The sequence below is a fragment of the Streptomyces carminius genome (assembly GCF_002794255.1).
Classification (GTDB): domain Bacteria; phylum Actinomycetota; class Actinomycetes; order Streptomycetales; family Streptomycetaceae; genus Streptomyces; species Streptomyces carminius.
In genome coordinates, this window is the sequence record NZ_PGGW01000067.1 from 212,916 (window position 1) to 228,918 (window position 16,003).

15 protein-coding genes are annotated in these 16,003 nt (G+C 75.9%); 11 read left to right on the forward strand and 4 right to left on the reverse strand.

Features of this window, described 5'->3' with window-relative positions; translation table 11 throughout:
• The first annotated feature begins 13 nt into the window (after nucleotides 1-13).
• Complete coding sequence (locus CUT44_RS25305) at nucleotides 14-517, forward strand: GNAT family N-acetyltransferase (RefSeq protein WP_100204241.1); 504 nt, start codon at nucleotides 14-16, stop codon at nucleotides 515-517.
• Between the two features lie 122 nt (nucleotides 518-639).
• On the opposite strand, the gene CUT44_RS25310 is transcribed toward CUT44_RS25305, so the two are convergent.
• The 3 genes from CUT44_RS25310 to CUT44_RS25320 form a co-directional block, all read right to left on the reverse strand.
• Nucleotides 640-2,136, reverse strand: coding sequence for a vanadium-dependent haloperoxidase (locus CUT44_RS25310; RefSeq protein ID WP_233221651.1), 1,497 nt, complete (start codon nucleotides 2,134-2,136; stop codon nucleotides 640-642).
• A gap of 133 nt (nucleotides 2,137-2,269) precedes the next feature.
• Complete coding sequence (locus CUT44_RS25315) at nucleotides 2,270-2,725, reverse strand: hypothetical protein (RefSeq protein WP_233221652.1); 456 nt, start codon at nucleotides 2,723-2,725, stop codon at nucleotides 2,270-2,272.
• Complete coding sequence (locus CUT44_RS25320) at nucleotides 2,718-3,086, reverse strand: hypothetical protein (RefSeq protein ID WP_100204243.1); 369 nt, start codon at nucleotides 3,084-3,086, stop codon at nucleotides 2,718-2,720. Before CUT44_RS25320 ends, CUT44_RS25315 begins: the two co-directional genes overlap by 8 nt.
• An 82-nt stretch (nucleotides 3,087-3,168) precedes the next feature.
• On the opposite strand from CUT44_RS25320, the gene CUT44_RS25325 reads away from it, so the two are divergent.
• From CUT44_RS25325 to CUT44_RS25360, 7 genes are all read left to right on the forward strand, one after another.
• Entirely contained in the window at nucleotides 3,169-3,828 is a 660-nt protein-coding gene (locus CUT44_RS25325) for an HAD-IA family hydrolase (protein WP_100204463.1), read from the forward strand.
• A gap of 137 nt (nucleotides 3,829-3,965) precedes the next feature.
• Entirely contained in the window at nucleotides 3,966-4,601 is a 636-nt protein-coding gene (locus CUT44_RS25330) for a GNAT family N-acetyltransferase (protein WP_100204244.1), read from the forward strand.
• Nucleotides 4,602-4,867: 266 nt separating this feature from the next.
• Nucleotides 4,868-6,112 carry a precorrin-6y C5,15-methyltransferase (decarboxylating) subunit CbiE gene (gene cbiE, locus CUT44_RS25340; protein ID WP_100204245.1) on the forward strand — a complete coding sequence of 415 codons (1,245 nt, stop codon included), beginning with the start codon at nucleotides 4,868-4,870 and terminating at the stop codon, nucleotides 6,110-6,112.
• Nucleotides 6,113-6,363: 251 nt separating this feature from the next.
• The gene (cobT, locus tag CUT44_RS25345) at nucleotides 6,364-9,552 is read left to right on the forward strand and encodes a nicotinate-nucleotide--dimethylbenzimidazole phosphoribosyltransferase (RefSeq protein ID WP_100204246.1); all 3,189 of its coding nucleotides are present in this window, start codon (nucleotides 6,364-6,366) and stop codon (nucleotides 9,550-9,552) included.
• A 251-nt stretch (nucleotides 9,553-9,803) separates the two neighbouring features.
• Nucleotides 9,804-11,039 carry a uroporphyrinogen-III C-methyltransferase gene (gene cobA / locus CUT44_RS25350; protein ID WP_100204247.1) on the forward strand — a complete coding sequence of 412 codons (1,236 nt, stop codon included), beginning with the start codon at nucleotides 9,804-9,806 and terminating at the stop codon, nucleotides 11,037-11,039.
• Between the two features lie 16 nt (nucleotides 11,040-11,055).
• Nucleotides 11,056-11,919 (forward strand): TrmH family RNA methyltransferase, encoded by an 864-nt coding sequence (locus CUT44_RS25355; protein ID WP_100204464.1) that lies wholly within the window; start codon nucleotides 11,056-11,058, stop codon nucleotides 11,917-11,919.
• Nucleotides 11,920-12,138: 219 nt separating this feature from the next.
• Nucleotides 12,139-12,351: a hypothetical protein gene (locus tag CUT44_RS25360; RefSeq protein ID WP_233221653.1), complete on the forward strand. Its 213-nt coding sequence runs from the start codon at nucleotides 12,139-12,141 to the stop codon at nucleotides 12,349-12,351.
• 25 nt (nucleotides 12,352-12,376) lie between these two features.
• Here the strand turns inward: CUT44_RS25360 and CUT44_RS25365 are convergent, their stop codons facing one another.
• Complete coding sequence (locus tag CUT44_RS25365) at nucleotides 12,377-13,735, reverse strand: serine/threonine-protein kinase (RefSeq protein WP_100204248.1); 1,359 nt, start codon at nucleotides 13,733-13,735, stop codon at nucleotides 12,377-12,379.
• Nucleotides 13,736-13,999: 264 nt separating this feature from the next.
• Between CUT44_RS25365 and CUT44_RS25370 the strand changes: the two genes are divergently transcribed.
• The 3 genes from CUT44_RS25370 (at nucleotide 14,000) to CUT44_RS25380 (ending at nucleotide 15,997) form a co-directional block, all read left to right on the forward strand.
• Entirely contained in the window at nucleotides 14,000-14,242 is a 243-nt protein-coding gene (locus tag CUT44_RS25370; protein WP_100204249.1) for a hypothetical protein, read from the forward strand.
• 233 nt (nucleotides 14,243-14,475) lie between these two features.
• The gene (locus tag CUT44_RS25375) at nucleotides 14,476-14,703 is read left to right on the forward strand and encodes a hypothetical protein (RefSeq protein WP_100204250.1); all 228 of its coding nucleotides are present in this window, start codon (nucleotides 14,476-14,478) and stop codon (nucleotides 14,701-14,703) included.
• Nucleotides 14,704-14,929: 226 nt separating this feature from the next.
• Nucleotides 14,930-15,997, forward strand: coding sequence for a phosphotransferase family protein (locus CUT44_RS25380; protein ID WP_100204251.1), 1,068 nt, complete (start codon nucleotides 14,930-14,932; stop codon nucleotides 15,995-15,997).
• Nucleotides 15,998-16,003: the final 6 nt, after the last annotated feature.

Here is a 16,003-nt window from a genome sequence, read left to right on the forward strand (position 1 = left end):
GAGACGTGCGCACATGGGAATGAGCGTGGCCATCTCTGCGGCGAGAGAGAACGACGCCGAGCAGATCCTCAAACTGCAGTACCTGTGCTACCAGTCCGAGGCGGCGCTGTACGGCGACTACGCCATCGAGCCGCTCACCCAGTCCCTCGACGACCTGCGCGCCGAACTGGCCCGCGGCCGCGTACTCGTGGCCCGGCTCGGCGAGGAGGTCGTCGGCTCGGTACGCGGCCGGGTGGAGGACGACGGCACCGCCGTGATCGGCAAACTGATCGTGCACCCCCGCATGCAGGGGCACGGCCTCGGCAGGCGGCTGCTGGCGGCGCTCGAGGAGCGCCTGACGGAGGAGAGCTCCGCCAGGCGCTACCGGCTGTTCACCGGCCACCGCAGCGACAACAACCTCCGCCTCTACCGGGGGCTGGGCTACATCCCGGTCTCCACCGAGCGGGTCTCCTCCCGGCTGAGTCTGATCACCATGGAGAAGGCGGCCGTCTCCCAGGACTACGCGGCCAGCGCCTGACCCCGAACGTACGGAGCGGGCCCCGCGGGCGGGCGGACGGTGGCGCCGTCCACCCGCCCGCGGGCTTTCCCCGGTACCGCCCCGTTGGGTCTGAGCAGCCCCGGACCGGTACCCGCGGCCGCTCAGAGAGTGGTCGTGGTGCCGTCGAAGCGGCTCAGCGAGAAGGAGGCGTCCTCCCGGGTGGAGCGCTTCACCTCCCGCAGCACCCCCATGGCGATCTCCTCGCCCAGCCGCACCGACGCGGAGTAGTCCGAACGCCAGTGGACACCGCCCATGCTGCGGCCGATGGCGATGTTGGCGGCGAGCTTGTTGAGCTCCCCTCCCACGGTGAGCCGGCCGGCGTCGTCCCCGGCGTACGGATCCAGCCGGAGGCCGTCGGCGGAGGGCACGACCGGGGCGGCGAGGACGTGCGACTCGTCGAACCACGCCTTGAGTACCGTGGTGCACGCCCCGGCGACGGTGGCGTGCCCGGCGCCGTAGGCGGGATGGACCGGACTGCCCTCGGGGAAGGCCTGTGGCAGCAGATGGCTGCCGGTGGCGTCGTGGACCCGCTTGACCGCGGCCGAGCCGAGCACCTCCTCGTCGACGGGGTACTCCCGCCTGCCGCTGAGGTGCAGATGCAGCCGCCCGCCGAACTCCTCCGGCCGCTGCCGCCGGTGCACGTACCACTTCTGGTACCAGACCGCCTTGAGCGCCCGGGTGGCCACCTCGGTGACCAGCGACAGCACATGCGGACCGCCGTAGGTGCCGAAGCCCTCCTGGTTGCCGGAGAAGGCGTACGGGTTGCCCGCGTCCACCGGCGCCTCCGAACCCAGCAGGATCAGACAGGCGTCGAGGTACGCCTGGTACAGCGCGTCGAAGTGCACGTAGTGCGCCAGTTCGCGCGGAGTGCGGATGTAGCGCCGGTCCTCGAAGTCGCGTTCGTCGGCAGCGGGCAGGTGACCGTTCTGCACGGCCAGCCAGGAGTCGAAGTCGGTGAGGTGGTCCTTCGGGCACCTGAGGGTGTCCAGCCGCTGCGGCACCCGCAGCGTGCCGTAGGGGATGTCGCGCAGCAGGAACTGGGAGAGGTACGGCCCGGTGAGATCGCCCCGGGTGTCACCGCGGAAGAGGGTGTCCCAGGTCACCGTGCCGCCCCGGACGGGGCCGCGGAAGTCCGACAGCCGGCTCAGTTCGGCGGCGGCCTCCTCCGCCAGGTCGCTGCGGCCGAAGTCGGCGAACGGCACGTCCCGCAGGAGTGCCATCCAGTACAGCTCGACCGCCTCGGCGGAGTGCCACGCGCTGTCGACGCGCGGCGCGGGCGGCACCGTCAGCGCCTGCGGGTCGGGCCCCTGGAGGTCGAAGCCGAGCCCGGACTGCGGGTTGACCAGCTTGCGGTCGCCGCCCAGCGGAACGCGTTCGAAGTCCTCGGGGCGCCCGGTGTGCAGCGCCCTGAGCAGCAGCCGGTAGGCGGCCGGGTCGACCTCGCCGTTCCCGTCGTGCGGAAGACCCTTGGAGAAGTTGGCGATGTACGGGTGGTCGGACTCCTCCCCGTTGTTGAGCTGCTGCGGTACGGGCCGTGCGAACTCGGCCTCGGCCGTCCGCACCCGCAGATCGCGGGCGTGGAAACGACGCTCACTCATGTGTCCCCCCGTGGGTGTGAAGTGAGTGGTGCGCTCTACAGGGGAAAACGCGGAGAGTGCTCCGGAAGGTTGCCTTCCGTTCTGGAATGACCGAAACGGTGCGGTTTCCCGCGGCGGCCGTCCGGGCGCGCGGCTACGCCGGCCGGCGCGAGCGCCGCAGCCACACCAGGCCGACGACCGGCAGGATCAGGGGAAGCAGCAGGTAGCCCAGGCCGTACTGGGACCAGACCGTCTGGTCCGGGAAGGCCGCCGGGTCGAGCACGGTCCAGGTCCCCACCGTCAGCACTCCGGCCAGTTCCGCGCCGCAGCAGACCACCGCCACCCGGCGGGCGCCCTCGCCGCCGCGCGCCAGGGCGACGGTGATGACCACGTACACCACCGCGGCCGCCGCCGAGAGCAGATAGGCGAGCGGCGCCTCCTGGAAGCGGGTCGAGAGCTGGTAGACCGAGCGGGAGGTGGCGCCGACGGCGAAGACCCCGTACAGCGTGAGCAGCAGCCGGCCCGGGCCGCGGCCCAGGCCCGCCGGGACGTTCCGCGCGGCGGGCGCCGGGGACCCGGGGCCGGGGGCGGCCGGGGGCCGCTCAGCCATTGCCGCCTCCCCACACGTCGTACAGCCGCACCTGGAGCACCGCCATCACCACCGCGCCCGCGGCCACCGTCGCCGATCCCCAGCGGGTGCGCTCGGCCAGCGACAGGAAGCCGACCGCGGGCAGACAGGCCACGACACCCAGCAGATAGCCGACGAAGACCGCCGTGCCGCCCGCCGGCTCCGCGCCGTCCGCCAGCCGTACGACCCCGACGACGAGCTGGACAAGGGCGAGCAGGGTCACCAGGGCCATGCCGGCGAAGTGCCAGTCCTTGGTCGGCTGGTCCCGGTAGGCCGCGAAGCCGCACCAGGCGGCCAGGGCGAGCGCGGCCACGGCGACCGCGACCGTCAGCGGGATGAGCATGTCGGCACTGTATTACGGGCGGAATCCGGCCGGGACGGCCCCCCGGCGCGGGTCCTCCGCACGGCCCCGTACCCTGGCCGCCGTGAGGATCTCCGCCGACGCCCTGCTCTTCGACAACGACGGCACCCTGCTGTCCTCCCTGGACGCCACGGTCCGCTGCTGGAACCGCTGGGCGGGGGAGTACGGGGTGTCCGCCGCGGACTTCGACCGCGTCGGGCTCCACGGCCGCCCCGCCGCGGAGATCATCGCCGACCTGCTGCCCGCCGCCCGGGTGCCCGGGGCGCTGCGCCGCATCGAGGAGCTGGAGCTCCGGGACGCGCTGGGCCCGGACGGCGGCGGGGTGGCGCCGCTGCCCGGCGCCGTGGAGCTGACCGGCGCGCTGCCCGCCGGACGCTGGGCCGTCGTCACCTCCGCCACCCGCCCGCTCGCCGACGCCCGGCTGGCGCGGGCGGGCATCGACGCGCCGCTGGTCGTCACCGCCGACGACATCACCAGGGGCAAGCCCGACCCCGAGCCCTATCTGCTGGCCGCCGCGAAACTGGGGGTGGACCCGGCCCGCTGCGTGGTCTTCGAGGACGCCCCGGCCGGACTGGCGGCCGGGCGCGCGGCGGGCATGCGGACGGTGGCGCTGACCACGACCCACCGGCGCGCCGAACTCGTCGCGGACCTCGTGGTGGGCGATCTGTCGGAGGTGTCCGTACGGGTCGCGGACGGCGGGCTGGAGCTCACCGCGGGGCGGTGAACGGCCCTGTCCGGCAGCCGTCCGCGGACCGTACGGACCGCCCGGCGGTGTACGGCGCCCGGCCCGGGTCCGGCGCTGCGCGCCACCGGGACGATGCTGCATGCTGTGCACTCGACCCCTTCAGTCTGGAGCGGCGCATGACATCCATCTTCCCGGAGATCTCGATCACGACGGAGCGGCTCGTGCTGCGTCCCCTGGACGAGACGGACGTCCCCGAGTTCACGGAGATGATGAACGACGAACTGGTCACCGCCTGGACCTCCGTCCCCGTCCCCTACACCGAGGACGACGCCCGGGACTGGATCACCCGGCAGGCGCCCGGGGAGCGGTCCGCGGGGCGCGGCATCGTCTTCGCGGTGACCGAGTTCCTCACCCAGCGGCTGGTCGGCACCGTCCACCTGCGCGGGGTGGACTGGCGGGTGCGGTCCGCCGAGGCGGCGTACGTGATCGCCCCCTGGGCGCGCGGCGAGGGATACGCGGCCGAGTCGGTGCTGGCCGCGACCCAGTGGCTGTTCCTGGACCGGAAGTTCGAGCGGCTGGAAATCCGTACCGCCGCCGACAACACCGCCTCCCAGCAGGTGGCCCAGAAGATCGGCTGCGTCAGCGAGGGAGTGCTGCGCAACGCCTGGATAGCCCGGACCCGCACAGAGGACGGGAGCTGGACCGACATACGCACCGATCTGATCGTGTGGAGCCTGCTCCCGGAGGACCTGGACGGGCCGCCCGGGGAGATGGCCGGGGCCGGCTACGCCTCCCACCCGGAGTGGCGCTGACCGTGCGGCGCCGACCGCCCGCCGCCCGACCGCCCGCCGCCCGACCGCCCGCCGCCCGACCGCCCGCCGCCCGACCGCCCGCCGCCCGGCGGCGCCGTCCCCGACGGAACGGCCCGCACCGGCCGGGGTAGTCTCACCGCGGCGGTTCCGAAGCCCGTCCGCACCACCCCGCGCGGCTCCGCGCACCGCCGCCGCCCCGCGTACCACCGCGTACACCGCGGCGCGCCCCGTCCCCGTACCGCGACACGCCCAGGAGAAAGCCGCCGATGGCCGACCGTGTCACCGTGATCGGGTGGGACGGCTCGCCGCTGAGCGAGGCCGCCCGGGCCGCTCTCGGCGCGGCGACCCTCGTCGCGGGTGCCGCCCATCATCTGACCCTGCCCGAGGTGCCGGCCGGGGCCGAGCGCATCCGGCTGGGCGGCGTGGCGCCGGCCGCCCGGCGCATCGCCGGGCACCGCGGCACCGCGGTGGTCCTCGCCGACGGGGACCCCGGCTTCTTCGGCGTCGTCCGCGCCCTGCGCGCGCCCGAGCACGGTCTGGAGGTGGAGGTCGTCCCCGCGGTCTCCTCCGTCGCCGCCGCCTTCGCACGCGCCGGAATGCCCTGGGACGACGCGCGGATCGTCGTCGCCCACGGCCGTACGCTGCGCCGCGCCGTCAACGTCTGCCGGGCGCACCCCAAGGTCGCCGTCCTCACCTCACCCGGTGCCGGGCCCGCCGAACTGGCCCTGCTGCTGGAGGGGGTGCACCGCACCTTCGTCATCTGCGAGGAACTGGGCACCGACCGCGAGCGGGTCACCGTCCTGACCTCGGACAAGGTCGCCGACCACGTCTGGCGTGATCCCAACGTGGTGATCGTGGTGGGCGGCACACCCGGCGCCGAGCCGGCCCCCGAGCGGGACGGCGGCTGGCTGGCCGGGCACGGGGCCGGCCGGCCGCATCCCGTGCGCGGCTGGGCCCGGCCGGCCGCCGAGTACGCCGGGGCCGGCCCCCCGGGCGCCCGGGAGCCGGTCTCCGACGGCGGGACCCCGGCCCAGTTGCGGGCCCTCCAACTGGCCCGGCTCGGCCCCCGGCCCGGTGATCTGCTGTGGGACGTCGGGGTGGGCGACGGGGCACTCGCCGTGGACGCCGCCCGCTTCGGCTCGGCCGTCCTCGCCGTCGAGCGCGACCCGGCCGCCTGCGCCCGGCTGTCCGCCACCGCGCGGCGCCTCGGGGTACAGGTCCAGGTCGTGTCCGGCGTCGCGCCCCTGGCCCTGGAGGGCCTTCCCGAACCCGACCTGGTGCGAGTCGGAGGTGGGGGAGCGCGTACGGTCGCCGCGTGCGCCGACCGCAGACCCGGGCGGATCGTCACGCACGCCGCCACCCGGGACGAGGCCGAGGCCCTCGGCCGGGCGCTGGCGGACGGCGGTTACGCGGTGGAGTGCGTGCTGCTCCAGGCCGTGGAACTGGACACCCGGGAGTGGACCGAACGGGACCGCTCGGTCGTCTTCCTGCTGTCCGGAAGCCGGGTGTGAATCCGCCGGGACGGCTCGCGTCCGGCCGGATCCGAGCCCTCCTTCCCGTCCACCCCCGGCACCCCGGGTGTCCGGTGCCGGGTAGGCTGATGGATCGTTGTGCCGCCAGCCGGGATTGATGCTTCGTCCGTCAATGTCCGGATGGTTCAGGCGGGATACGCATCACACCGGGCCCGGTCCGCCGTCGTCGTCGGCCGGGCGCGCCACCCGCTGGGGTTGGAAGGAGCACTACCGATGGGCGAGGGGTACGCATGACTGACACCGGCCAGGTCCCCGGCGAGGGGCAGCCGGAGAGCGCGGGCGGGCAGCTGGAGCAGCCGGTCGCGCCGGCGCCCGGCACGTACACCTTCGAGAATCCCGCCGGCGGCGCTCCGGCGGGCGACGAGGACGACCTGCTGCTGCCCAGCACCCAGGGGGCGTGGGGCGAGACGGCCGCCATGCCGTCCGCCCCCGGGTCCGGGCCGTACGAACCGGCCGGCCCGGCGGCGCCCGTACCGCCCGCGCGCCACGAGCACGGGGGCCCGGCGTCCGCCACCCCGACCCCGCCGCGTCCGCTGCATCTGGGACCGCCCGTGCCGGAGCAGTCCGGTATGGTCCGCTCGCTCGCCGACCGCGGCCCGACCCCGCCGCCCGCTCCGTCCGGCTTCCCGGAGGCCGGGCCGGTGCGGCAGCCGGGGCCGCACACGACGGGGCCCGAGCACTTCGAGGTGGCCCACGAGGGGCCCGCGGCGACCGGCGACCGGGCGGTGCCGGAGACGGCGGAACCGCACGGCCCGCAGTCCGGCGTACTCCCGCAGGAGCCCGCGCCGGCGGACGCCTGGGCTCCCCCTGCCCCCGCCCCGGCCCCGGAGCAGCAGGGCCCGGCCACCGGGGAGTTCGCCGGGCCGGTCGCCGGCCCGCCGCTGCCCGGCCCCGACCTCGCCGCGATTCCGGCCCCGGACGGCTCTGCGGCCACCTGGCCGCAGAGCCCGGCGCCGGAGCAGGCACCGGTCGGACCGGAGGTGTCCACGGAAGCCGCGGGCCCCGCGCCCGAGACCGCCGAGCCTGTCGTGCCCGCCGAACCGGCCGAGGCCACCGCGCCCGGGCCGCACCACGCCCCCGAACAGCCGGTCGCGGCCCCGGAGCAGCAGCTCCAGGACTTCGCGGAGCCCCATGATCCCGTGGCGTCCCAGGACACCGCGGCACCCGCGGGTCCGGCGGACGTACCGGGCGCGGAGGACGCCGGGGAACCGGCCGGGCCGCCGGAAGCCCCGCAGGCGGAGGTCCCGGACGGGGAGCCGACCGGGACGCCCGCCCCGGAACCCGCCGGGTCGCCGGTCACCGGGCCGGTCCCGGCCCCCGAACCGCAGCTCGCCATGACGTCCGTGCCCGGCGCCGGACCCCAGGTGATGGAGGCCGTACCGGCCGCCTCTTCCGGGGAGAGCGCTTCCGGAACCGCCGTGGAGACTCCCGCGACGGGCCCGGAGAGCGCGCCGCCCCCCACCCAGGGCGCTTCGGTGGCCGCGGACGGGGAGAGCCGGGAGGCGGCGGAGAACGCGGAAGAGGCCACGGGGGAGGCCCTGGGAGAGGCCGCGGCGGAGGACACGGCGCCCGCCGCGGATCCCGTGCCGGAGCCCGCGGCGCAGGAGTCCGCCGTACCGGAGGAGCCCGCTCCGCAGGTCCCGGAGAGGCGGGAGGACGCCGTCGGAGAGGACGCCGACCGCGGCCCCGCACCCGGCTACGGCGAGGCCGAACGGGAGGCGCTGCACCGGGTGATGCGCGAGCGGCGCGACGTGCGCAACGGCTTCCGCCCGGACCCGATCCCGGACGAGGTGCTGCTGCGGGTCCTGGAGGCGGCCCACACCGCCCCCAGCGTCGGCCACTCCCAGCCGTGGGACTTCGTCATCATCCGCTCCGAGGAGACCCGCCGGACGATGCACGAACTGGCCATGCGCCAGCGGGACGCGTACGCCATGTCGCTGCCCAAGGGCCGTGCCAAGCAGTTCCGGGAGATGAAGGTCGAGGCGATACTCGACACCCCGGTCAACATCGTCGTCACCGCCGACCCCACCCGCGGCGGCCGCCACACGCTCGGCCGCCACACTCAGCCGCAGATGGCGCCGTACTCCTCGGCGCTGGCGGTCGAGAACCTCTGGCTCGCCGCCCGTGCCGAGGGCCTGGGAGTGGGCTGGGTCAGCTTCTTCGACGAGCGCGAGATGGTGCGGGTGCTCGGCCTGCCCGAGCACCTGGAGGTGGTCGCCTACCTGTGCGTCGGGTACGTGGACGCCTTCCCGGACGAGCCCGAGCTGGTGCAGGCGGGCTGGTCCAAGCGCCGTCCGCTGTCCTGGGTCGTCCACGAGGAGTCCTACGGCCGCCGGGTGCTCCCCGGCGCCGAGCAGCCGCACGACCTGCTGACCGAGACCCTGCAGGGCATCCGTCCGCTGGACGCCAAGGCGCTCGGCGAGGCGTGGGAGCGCCAGAAGCGGATGACCAAGCCGTCCGGCGCGCTGGGCATGCTGGAGATCATCTCCGCCCAGCTCAGCGGGCTGGCCCGGCGGTGTCCTCCGCCGGTGCCCGAACCGGCGGCCGTCGCCGTCTTCGCCGGGGACCACGGGGTGCACGCCCAGGGCGTCACCGCCTGGCCGCAGGAGGTCACGGCGCAGATGGTCGCCAACTTCCTGGCCGGCGGCGCGGTCTGCAACGCCTTCGCGAGCCAGGTCGGTGCCGAGATCTGTGTGGTCGACGTGGGCGTGGCGGGCGAGCTGCCGAACATGCCGGGGCTGCTGCCGCGCAAGGTGCGGCCCGGCACGGCGGACTTCACGACCGGTCCCGCGCTCACCCGCGAGGAGGTGATGCGCGCACTGGAGGTGGGCATCGAGACCGCCCGCGACCTGGTCGCGGCGGGCAACAAGGCGCTCCTCACCGGTGAGATGGGCATCGCCAACACCACCGTCTCCGCCGCGCTGGTCGCCGTCTTCACCGGCGCAGACCCGGCCGAGGTCACCGGCCGGGGCACCGGTGTCAGCGACGAGATGCACGCCCACAAGATCGACGTCGTACGCCGCGCCCTGGAACTGCACCGGCCCGACGCGGCCGACCCCCTCGGCGTCCTCGCCGCCGTCGGTGGGCTGGAGCACGCCGCGCTCGCCGGCCTGATCCTCGGCGGCGCCTCGCTGCGTACCCCGGTCATCCTGGACGGGGTGAGCGCGGGGGCGGCGGCCCTGGCCGCCCGGGCCATCGCCCCCGAGGCACTGGCCGCCTGCATCGCCGGCCACCGCAGCGCGGAGCCCGGCCATGTCGCCGCGCTGGCCAAGCTGGGTCTGCGTCCACTGATCGACCTCGATCTGAGGCTCGGCGAGGGCACGGGCGCGCTGCTGGCCCTGCCGGTGGTGCAGAGCGCGGCCCGCGCCATGCACGAGGTCGCCACCTTCGACTCGGCGGGCGTCACGGAGAAGAACTGACCCGCGCCGGTGCGCCCCGGACCTCGTCCGCGGGCGCACCGGCGTGCTTACGTGCCCGCTGCGCCGGTGACCCGCGGCACAGCGGGCACGGGCGGAGCGTCGTAGGCTGCCCGTGGCCCGCCGTCCGTTCCGCCGCCCTCCGGCCGCCGTACGGACGGAGCCGTCCTCGCCGCTCCACCGCCGCAGCGGCCGAAGGCCCCCTCCGGTCCGCGGGCCGGACGAGGGGAAGACCTCCAAGGAGCCGCACAGCCATGTCCGACCGTCCCCCGCACCCCGCCTATCCCGTGGGACTGCGCCTGACCGGGCGCCGTGTGGTCGTCCTGGGCGGCGGCACCGTCGCCCAGCGGCGGCTGCCCGCGCTGCTGGCCGCGGGCGCCGACGTCCTGCTGATCGCCCCCTCGGCGACCCCCTCCGTGGAGGCCATGGCCGAGGCGGGCGAGCTGCGCTGGGAGCGCCGGGCCTACCGGCCGGGCGATCTGGACGGCGCCTGGTACGCGGTCGTCGCCACCGACGACACCGAGGCCAACGCCGCCGCCTCCGCCGAGGCCGAACGGCTGCGGGTGTGGTGTGTGCGCAGCGACGACGCGGAGGCCGCCACCGCCTGGACCCCGGCCACCGGCCGCAGCGAGGGGGTCACCGTCGCGGTGCTCACCGGGCGGGATCCGCGCCGCTCGGCCGCCGTGCGCGACGCCGTGGTGGAGGGCCTGCGCGACGGCACCCTGACCGCTCCGCGGCACCGTGCCCGCCGCAGCGGCGTCGCCCTGGTCGGCGGCGGCCCCGGCGACCCGGACCTGATCACCGTGCGCGGCCGCCGGCTGCTTGCCGAGGCGGACGTGGTGATCGCCGACCGGCTCGGCCCGCGCGACCTGCTGGACGAACTGCCGCCGCATGTCGAGGTGATCGACGCGGCCAAGATCCCCTACGGCCGGGCGATGGCCCAGGAGGCCATCAACGAGGCCCTTGTGGCGCACGCGAGGGCGGGGAGGTTCGTCGTACGGCTCAAGGGCGGTGACCCCTTCGTCTTCGGCCGGGGCATGGAGGAGGCGCAGGCGCTGGCCGAGGCCGGCGTCCCGGTCACCGTGGTGCCCGGGATCTCCAGTGCCGTCAGCGTGCCCGGGGCCGCCGGGATCCCGGTCACCCACCGCGGGGTGGCCCACGAGTTCACGGTGGTCAGCGGTCATGTCGCTCCCGACGATCCGCGCTCGCTGGTGGACTGGGCGGCCCTGGCGAAGCTGCGCGGCACGCTGGTGCTGCTGATGGCGGTGGAGCGGATCGGTGCCATCGCCCGCACCCTCACCGAGCACGGCCGGGACCCGGGGACACCCGTCGCGGTGGTGCAGGAGGGCACGATGGCCGGCCAGCGCCGGGTGGACGCCACCCTGGCGACCGTGGCGGAGGCGGTCGGGGCGGAGGACGTACGGCCGCCGGCGGTGATCGTGGTGGGCGAGGTGGTCGGTGTGGGGCCGGCCGCCCGCGGTCCGCGGTGACGGAGGACGACGGGCCATGACGGGGGAGGAGAGCGCGGCCGCGGCGGCCGGGACGAGCGGACCGGTCACCGTGGAGGATCCCGGTGATCCGCGGCTGGCCGACTACACGGACCTGACCGACGTACAGCTGCGGCGCAGGCGCGAGCCGGCCGAGGGCCTGTTCATCGCCGAGGGCGAGAAGGTCATCCGGCGCGCCCTCGCGGCCGGGTACCGGATGCGGTCGATGCTGCTGACGCCCCGTTGGGCCGAGGCGATGCGCGACGTGACCGAACGGGTCCCGGCGCCGGTCTACACCGTCAGCCCCGAGCTCGCCGAGGAGGTGACGGGCTACCACGTCCACCGCGGTGCGCTGGCCTCGATGCACCGCCGGCCGCTGCCCTCGCCGGCCGGCCTGCTGACGGAGGAGCGCGGCACCGTGGCCGTCCTGGAGGGTCTCGTCGATCACACGAACGTCGGGGCCGTGTACCGGTCGGCCGCGGCTCTCGGGGTCGGTGCTGTCCTCCTCTCCCCGGACTGCGCGGACCCTCTCTACCGCCGCTCGGTCAAGGTGTCCATGGGGGCGGTCTTCTCCGTCCCGCACGCGCGCGTCGAGGACTGGCCCGGCGGGCTGCGGACCGTCCGGGAGGCCGGCTACCCGCTGCTGGCCCTCACCCCCGATCCGGGCGCCGTGCCGCTGGGCGAGGTGCCCCGCGAGACGCTGCGGCGGTGCGCGGTCATGCTCGGTTCCGAGGGGCAGGGGCTGTCCGCCGGGGCCCTGCGCGCCGCCGACCTGCGGGTACGGATTCCGATGGCGCACGGGATCGACTCGCTGAACATCGCGGCAGCGGCGGCGGTCGGCTTCTACGCCCTGGCCGAGGCACGGAAGGACACCGCGTGCTGAAATGTAGTAGACAGTGACTATCTGTGATAAATTAGGTCGGACCGGTACTCGGACGGCGGGATCGGACAGCGGAGAGTCGGCCGCCGCGACCCGCACACGTCGACAACCAAAGGCCTGTACTGGGGGTGCAGGCCTCGACTTTGCCCATCCAGAGGATGGCCGGGCCGAGGTTTCCGGGCTCCGCTCCGTCCGTCCTCCCGAAGGGAAGGAAGGCGACCGGTGGACACCCAGCACATCTCGCACCCCCGGACGGTCAGGGCCCTGTGGGTCCTGGTGGCCGTCCTGTTCTCCGCCCTCGTCGCCCTGGTGGCGGGCATCCTCGCCGGTGCGACGGGCAGATCCTTTCCGGAGGCGGTGCTCCACGCGGGCGCCGCCTTCGCCGCCACCCTCCCGCTGTGCCTGACCGTCCTCGCCGCGCTCGGCGAGCTGTGACCTGACCGCCGCCCGCTGACGGCGGTCAGCGGCGCGGTACGGCGCCGGGCCCCGTCGGGGCGGTGCTGTGCGCGGTGGGCGGGACGCCGGGAGCGGCGGCACCCGGGTTGTCCGGAGCCTCCGGGACGCCCGGGGCCCGGTCCAGGCCCCGGGCCGGGCCCTGGCAGCCCTGCGCCGCCGCGATGCCCAGGGCGACCAGCAGCGTCACCGTCACGAACACGATCAGACGCTGCCGCAGCAGCCGCGGGTCCGGCGCCGGGCGCCGTGTCCCCGTCCGGCCGCCGCCGGCGCGGGCCGGGCCGCGGGGGGCGGGCCGGGCCGGAGCCCGTCCCCCGCCCTTCCGTCCGGCACCGTCCGCCGGGCGGGCGGCACCGCGGGGAGGCGTGCGCGGAGCGGAGGAGCGGGAGGCGTCCCGGCCCTCCTGTCCCCGCGTCCCCCGGTTTCCCGGCGGGGGGTCGTCCTCGCGCGCGGCGCGCGGCCCCGGGTGCCGCTCCGTCCGCCGGGCCGCCGCGGGCCGGGCCGGCCGTACGGCCGCCCCCGTGGCCGCCCCCTCCGGCAGTCCGCGCGCCTCCCGGGCGGCGATCTCCCGCAGCCGCAGGGACAGTTGCAGCGTGCTCGGCCGGTCCTCCGGGTTCTTCGCCAGACAGGCCCGTACCAGTGGCGCCAGCGCCGCGTGCACCCCGTGCAGCTGCGGTTCCTCGTGCACCACCCGGTACAGCATCACCTCCGAACTGCCCTGCCCGAACGGGGAGTCCGCGGTCGCCGCGTACGCCAGCGTGGCGCCCAGCGCGAAGACGTCCGTCGCCGGGGTCACGGCCGCGCCCCGCACCTGCTCCGGGGCCAGGAATCCGGGCGAGCCCACCGCGGTGCCGACACGGGTCAGCGTGCTGGCTCCCGTGGCCCAGGCGATGCCGAAGTCGATGATGCGCGGGCCCTTGGGGGACAGCAGGATGTTCGACGGCTTCAGGTCCCGGTGCACCACCCCGGCCTCGTGCACCGCCAGCAGCCCCTCGGCCAGCGCCGCGCCGGTGGAGGCGACCTGCGCGACGCCCAGCGGACCCTCCGCGTTCACCTTGTCGTGCAGCGAGGGACCGGGCACGTACTGGGTCGCGAACCACGGCCGGTCCGCCTCCAGATCGGCCGCCACCAGCCGGGCGGTGCACCCGCCCCGGATCCGCCGTGCGGCCGACACCTCACGCGCGAAGCGCGAGCGGAACTCCGGGTCCTCCGCGAGATCCGGCCGGATCACCTTCAGGGCCACCCGCTGCCCGCGCCGGTCGGAGCCGAGGTACACCACGCCCATGCCGCCCGCGCCCAGCCGCCGGTGGAGCCTGAACGAGCCGACGACTCGCGGGTCCTCTCTCCGGAGCCGCATCAGCGCCATTCCTTCCCTGCCTCCGGCCGGCGGGCCCGCCCCGTATCCCGGCGGGCCCGCCCCGCCCTGCCCGGTCCTGTGACGTGCCACAGCTTACGGACTGCACCCCCGGGGCGCCGACAGGCCGGTGCCCGCGGCCGGGACTGCTGTCAGTGCCGGGTGGGACACTGAGAAGGTGGGCGAGCGAGGGCCCATCGGGGTACCACAGGGAAAGAAGTCCTGTTCAGAGGCGCCGGAGGCGTCGAGCGGACCTCCGGGAAGGGGGAGCTCGGTATGAAGGGCGACTGGGTGGAGATAGTGGTGGACGCCGGGGACACCACCCGTACCTACGAGATGGCGGCCACGCGTGCGGGCAGGCGGGTCGAGACACAGGTGCGCAGGGGAGTGGTGGAGGTGAGCGAGGTGACACGCAACGGCTCGGCCGTACGCACCGCGCGCTTCATGGCCAACCGGGTGCTGGCCCTGGTGGAGCACCCGATACCGCGGGAGGACAGCGCCGCGGAGACACCGCGCTGACCGGCGGCGGGCCGTGCCCCCTCCGGGAAGTCCCGGGGACGGGAGGAGCGGATGTCCACCCTGGGGAGTACCGGGAGCCCGGCGGAGTCATCCTGCGGGAGGCCCCGGATCGGTACGCGGGCATGACGCCCCGATACGGGCCCCGCGCCTAGTGTTGAGGGCAAGCGGCGGGCGACAGCACTCGTCCCCCGAGGTCGGAAGCCCGCCGCCCCAGACCACGACAGGAGCGGACCATGACGCACACGGCAGGAGGCCCGCCGGTCCGGGCGCGGGGGCGCCTGGCGGGGATCGCGGAAGTCTCGGGTATTCCCGCCTTCGGCGCCCGGCCCGGCACCCGGCGCCACCCGCTGGTGGCCGTCGCCATGGTCCTTCCGCTGGCCGCCCTGCTCGCCGTCGTCTTCGGCGGTGTGGAGGCGGTCGTCGTACAGGCGTCGTCCGTGGCCGGGCTCCTGGGGCTCTGAACACGGGCCCCGGGTCTCGGGAGAGCGGCCCGAACCGGGGAATCCGGCCACTCAACCCCGTGGGGACGGGGGTACGGCGGACGGCGTGAAGCCCGGGCAGTCCCAGACTGCCCGGGCTCCGCGTTGCCCGGGCCCGGTCCGGACGGCGGGTCCGGGCCGTACGATCCGCTGGGCGGCCCGTCTTCGCGTGCGGGCCCGGCGGACCGTACGGCCCCGGAAGGACCTCATGAGCACATCCACGGGTGCGTCGCTCACCGCGCAGCTCGGGCAACTCGCGCAACTCGCACACCGGGCGGCGGGCGGCGCTGATCCGGGTGACGGTGATCCGGTGGTGCTCGCCGGCCGGGACGACGCCACCGTCGTCCGAAGCGGCGCCGTCGTGGCCAAGGCCCACGATTCCGGCGGCGACCCGGCTCCGCTCGCGGCCCGGCTGCGGGTGGCGGCCCACCCCCTGCTGCGCGGTGTCCTGCTCGCGCCCCTGCCGCTGCCGCGGCCCGTCCCGCCGCCACGCGCCGGCACGGGCCGCGGCAGCGGCAGGGAGCCGGGTGGCCCGCTGCTGGGCACACTGCCCGGCGGCCGCCGGATCAGCCTGTGGCCCTACGGCACCCCCGTCGATCCCGGCGCGCCCGGGGCGGCGCCCTGGGAGGCGGCCGGTGCGCTGCTGGCCCGGCTGCACTCCGTGCCCCTGGCCGGGTTGCCCGGCCCGCTTCCGCCGATGCGCGGTCCCGCCCGGGTGGTCCGTGCCCTGGAACTCCTGCGCCGCGAGGTTCCCCGCACGGCCGCGGCCCGGACCGTGGCCGCGGCCGGGGAGACGCTGCCCGCCTGGGCGCTGGGCGCGGCCCCGCCGCCGCGCGACGACGCCCTGTGCCACGGGGACCTGCACCTGGGGCAGCTCGTGCGGTATCCGGCGCCCGGCGGTCCCTGGCACCTGATCGACGTCGACGACCTGGGTCCGGGCGACCCGGCCTGGGATCTGGCCCGGCCCGCCGCCTGGTTCGCCGCCGGGCTGCTCCCGCCCGCGGACTTCGGCCGCTTCCTGACCGCCTACCGGACCGCGGGCGGTCCCGCCGTCCCCGGCGACGGGCCGGACCCCTGGCCGTGGCTGGACATCCCGGCGCGGGCGCTGACCGTCCAGACCGCCGCCCGTTCCCTGGCCCGGGCCGCCGCCGAGGAACGCGCCCCGGACGAGACCGACCGGGCGCTGGTCGAGGCCTGTTCCCGCATTGTCCGGTCACCGGCCGGCCCGGGCCCCTACGCTGGTCGCGGCCGGACGGCGCCCGGGTACGGCGGCTGACCGGCA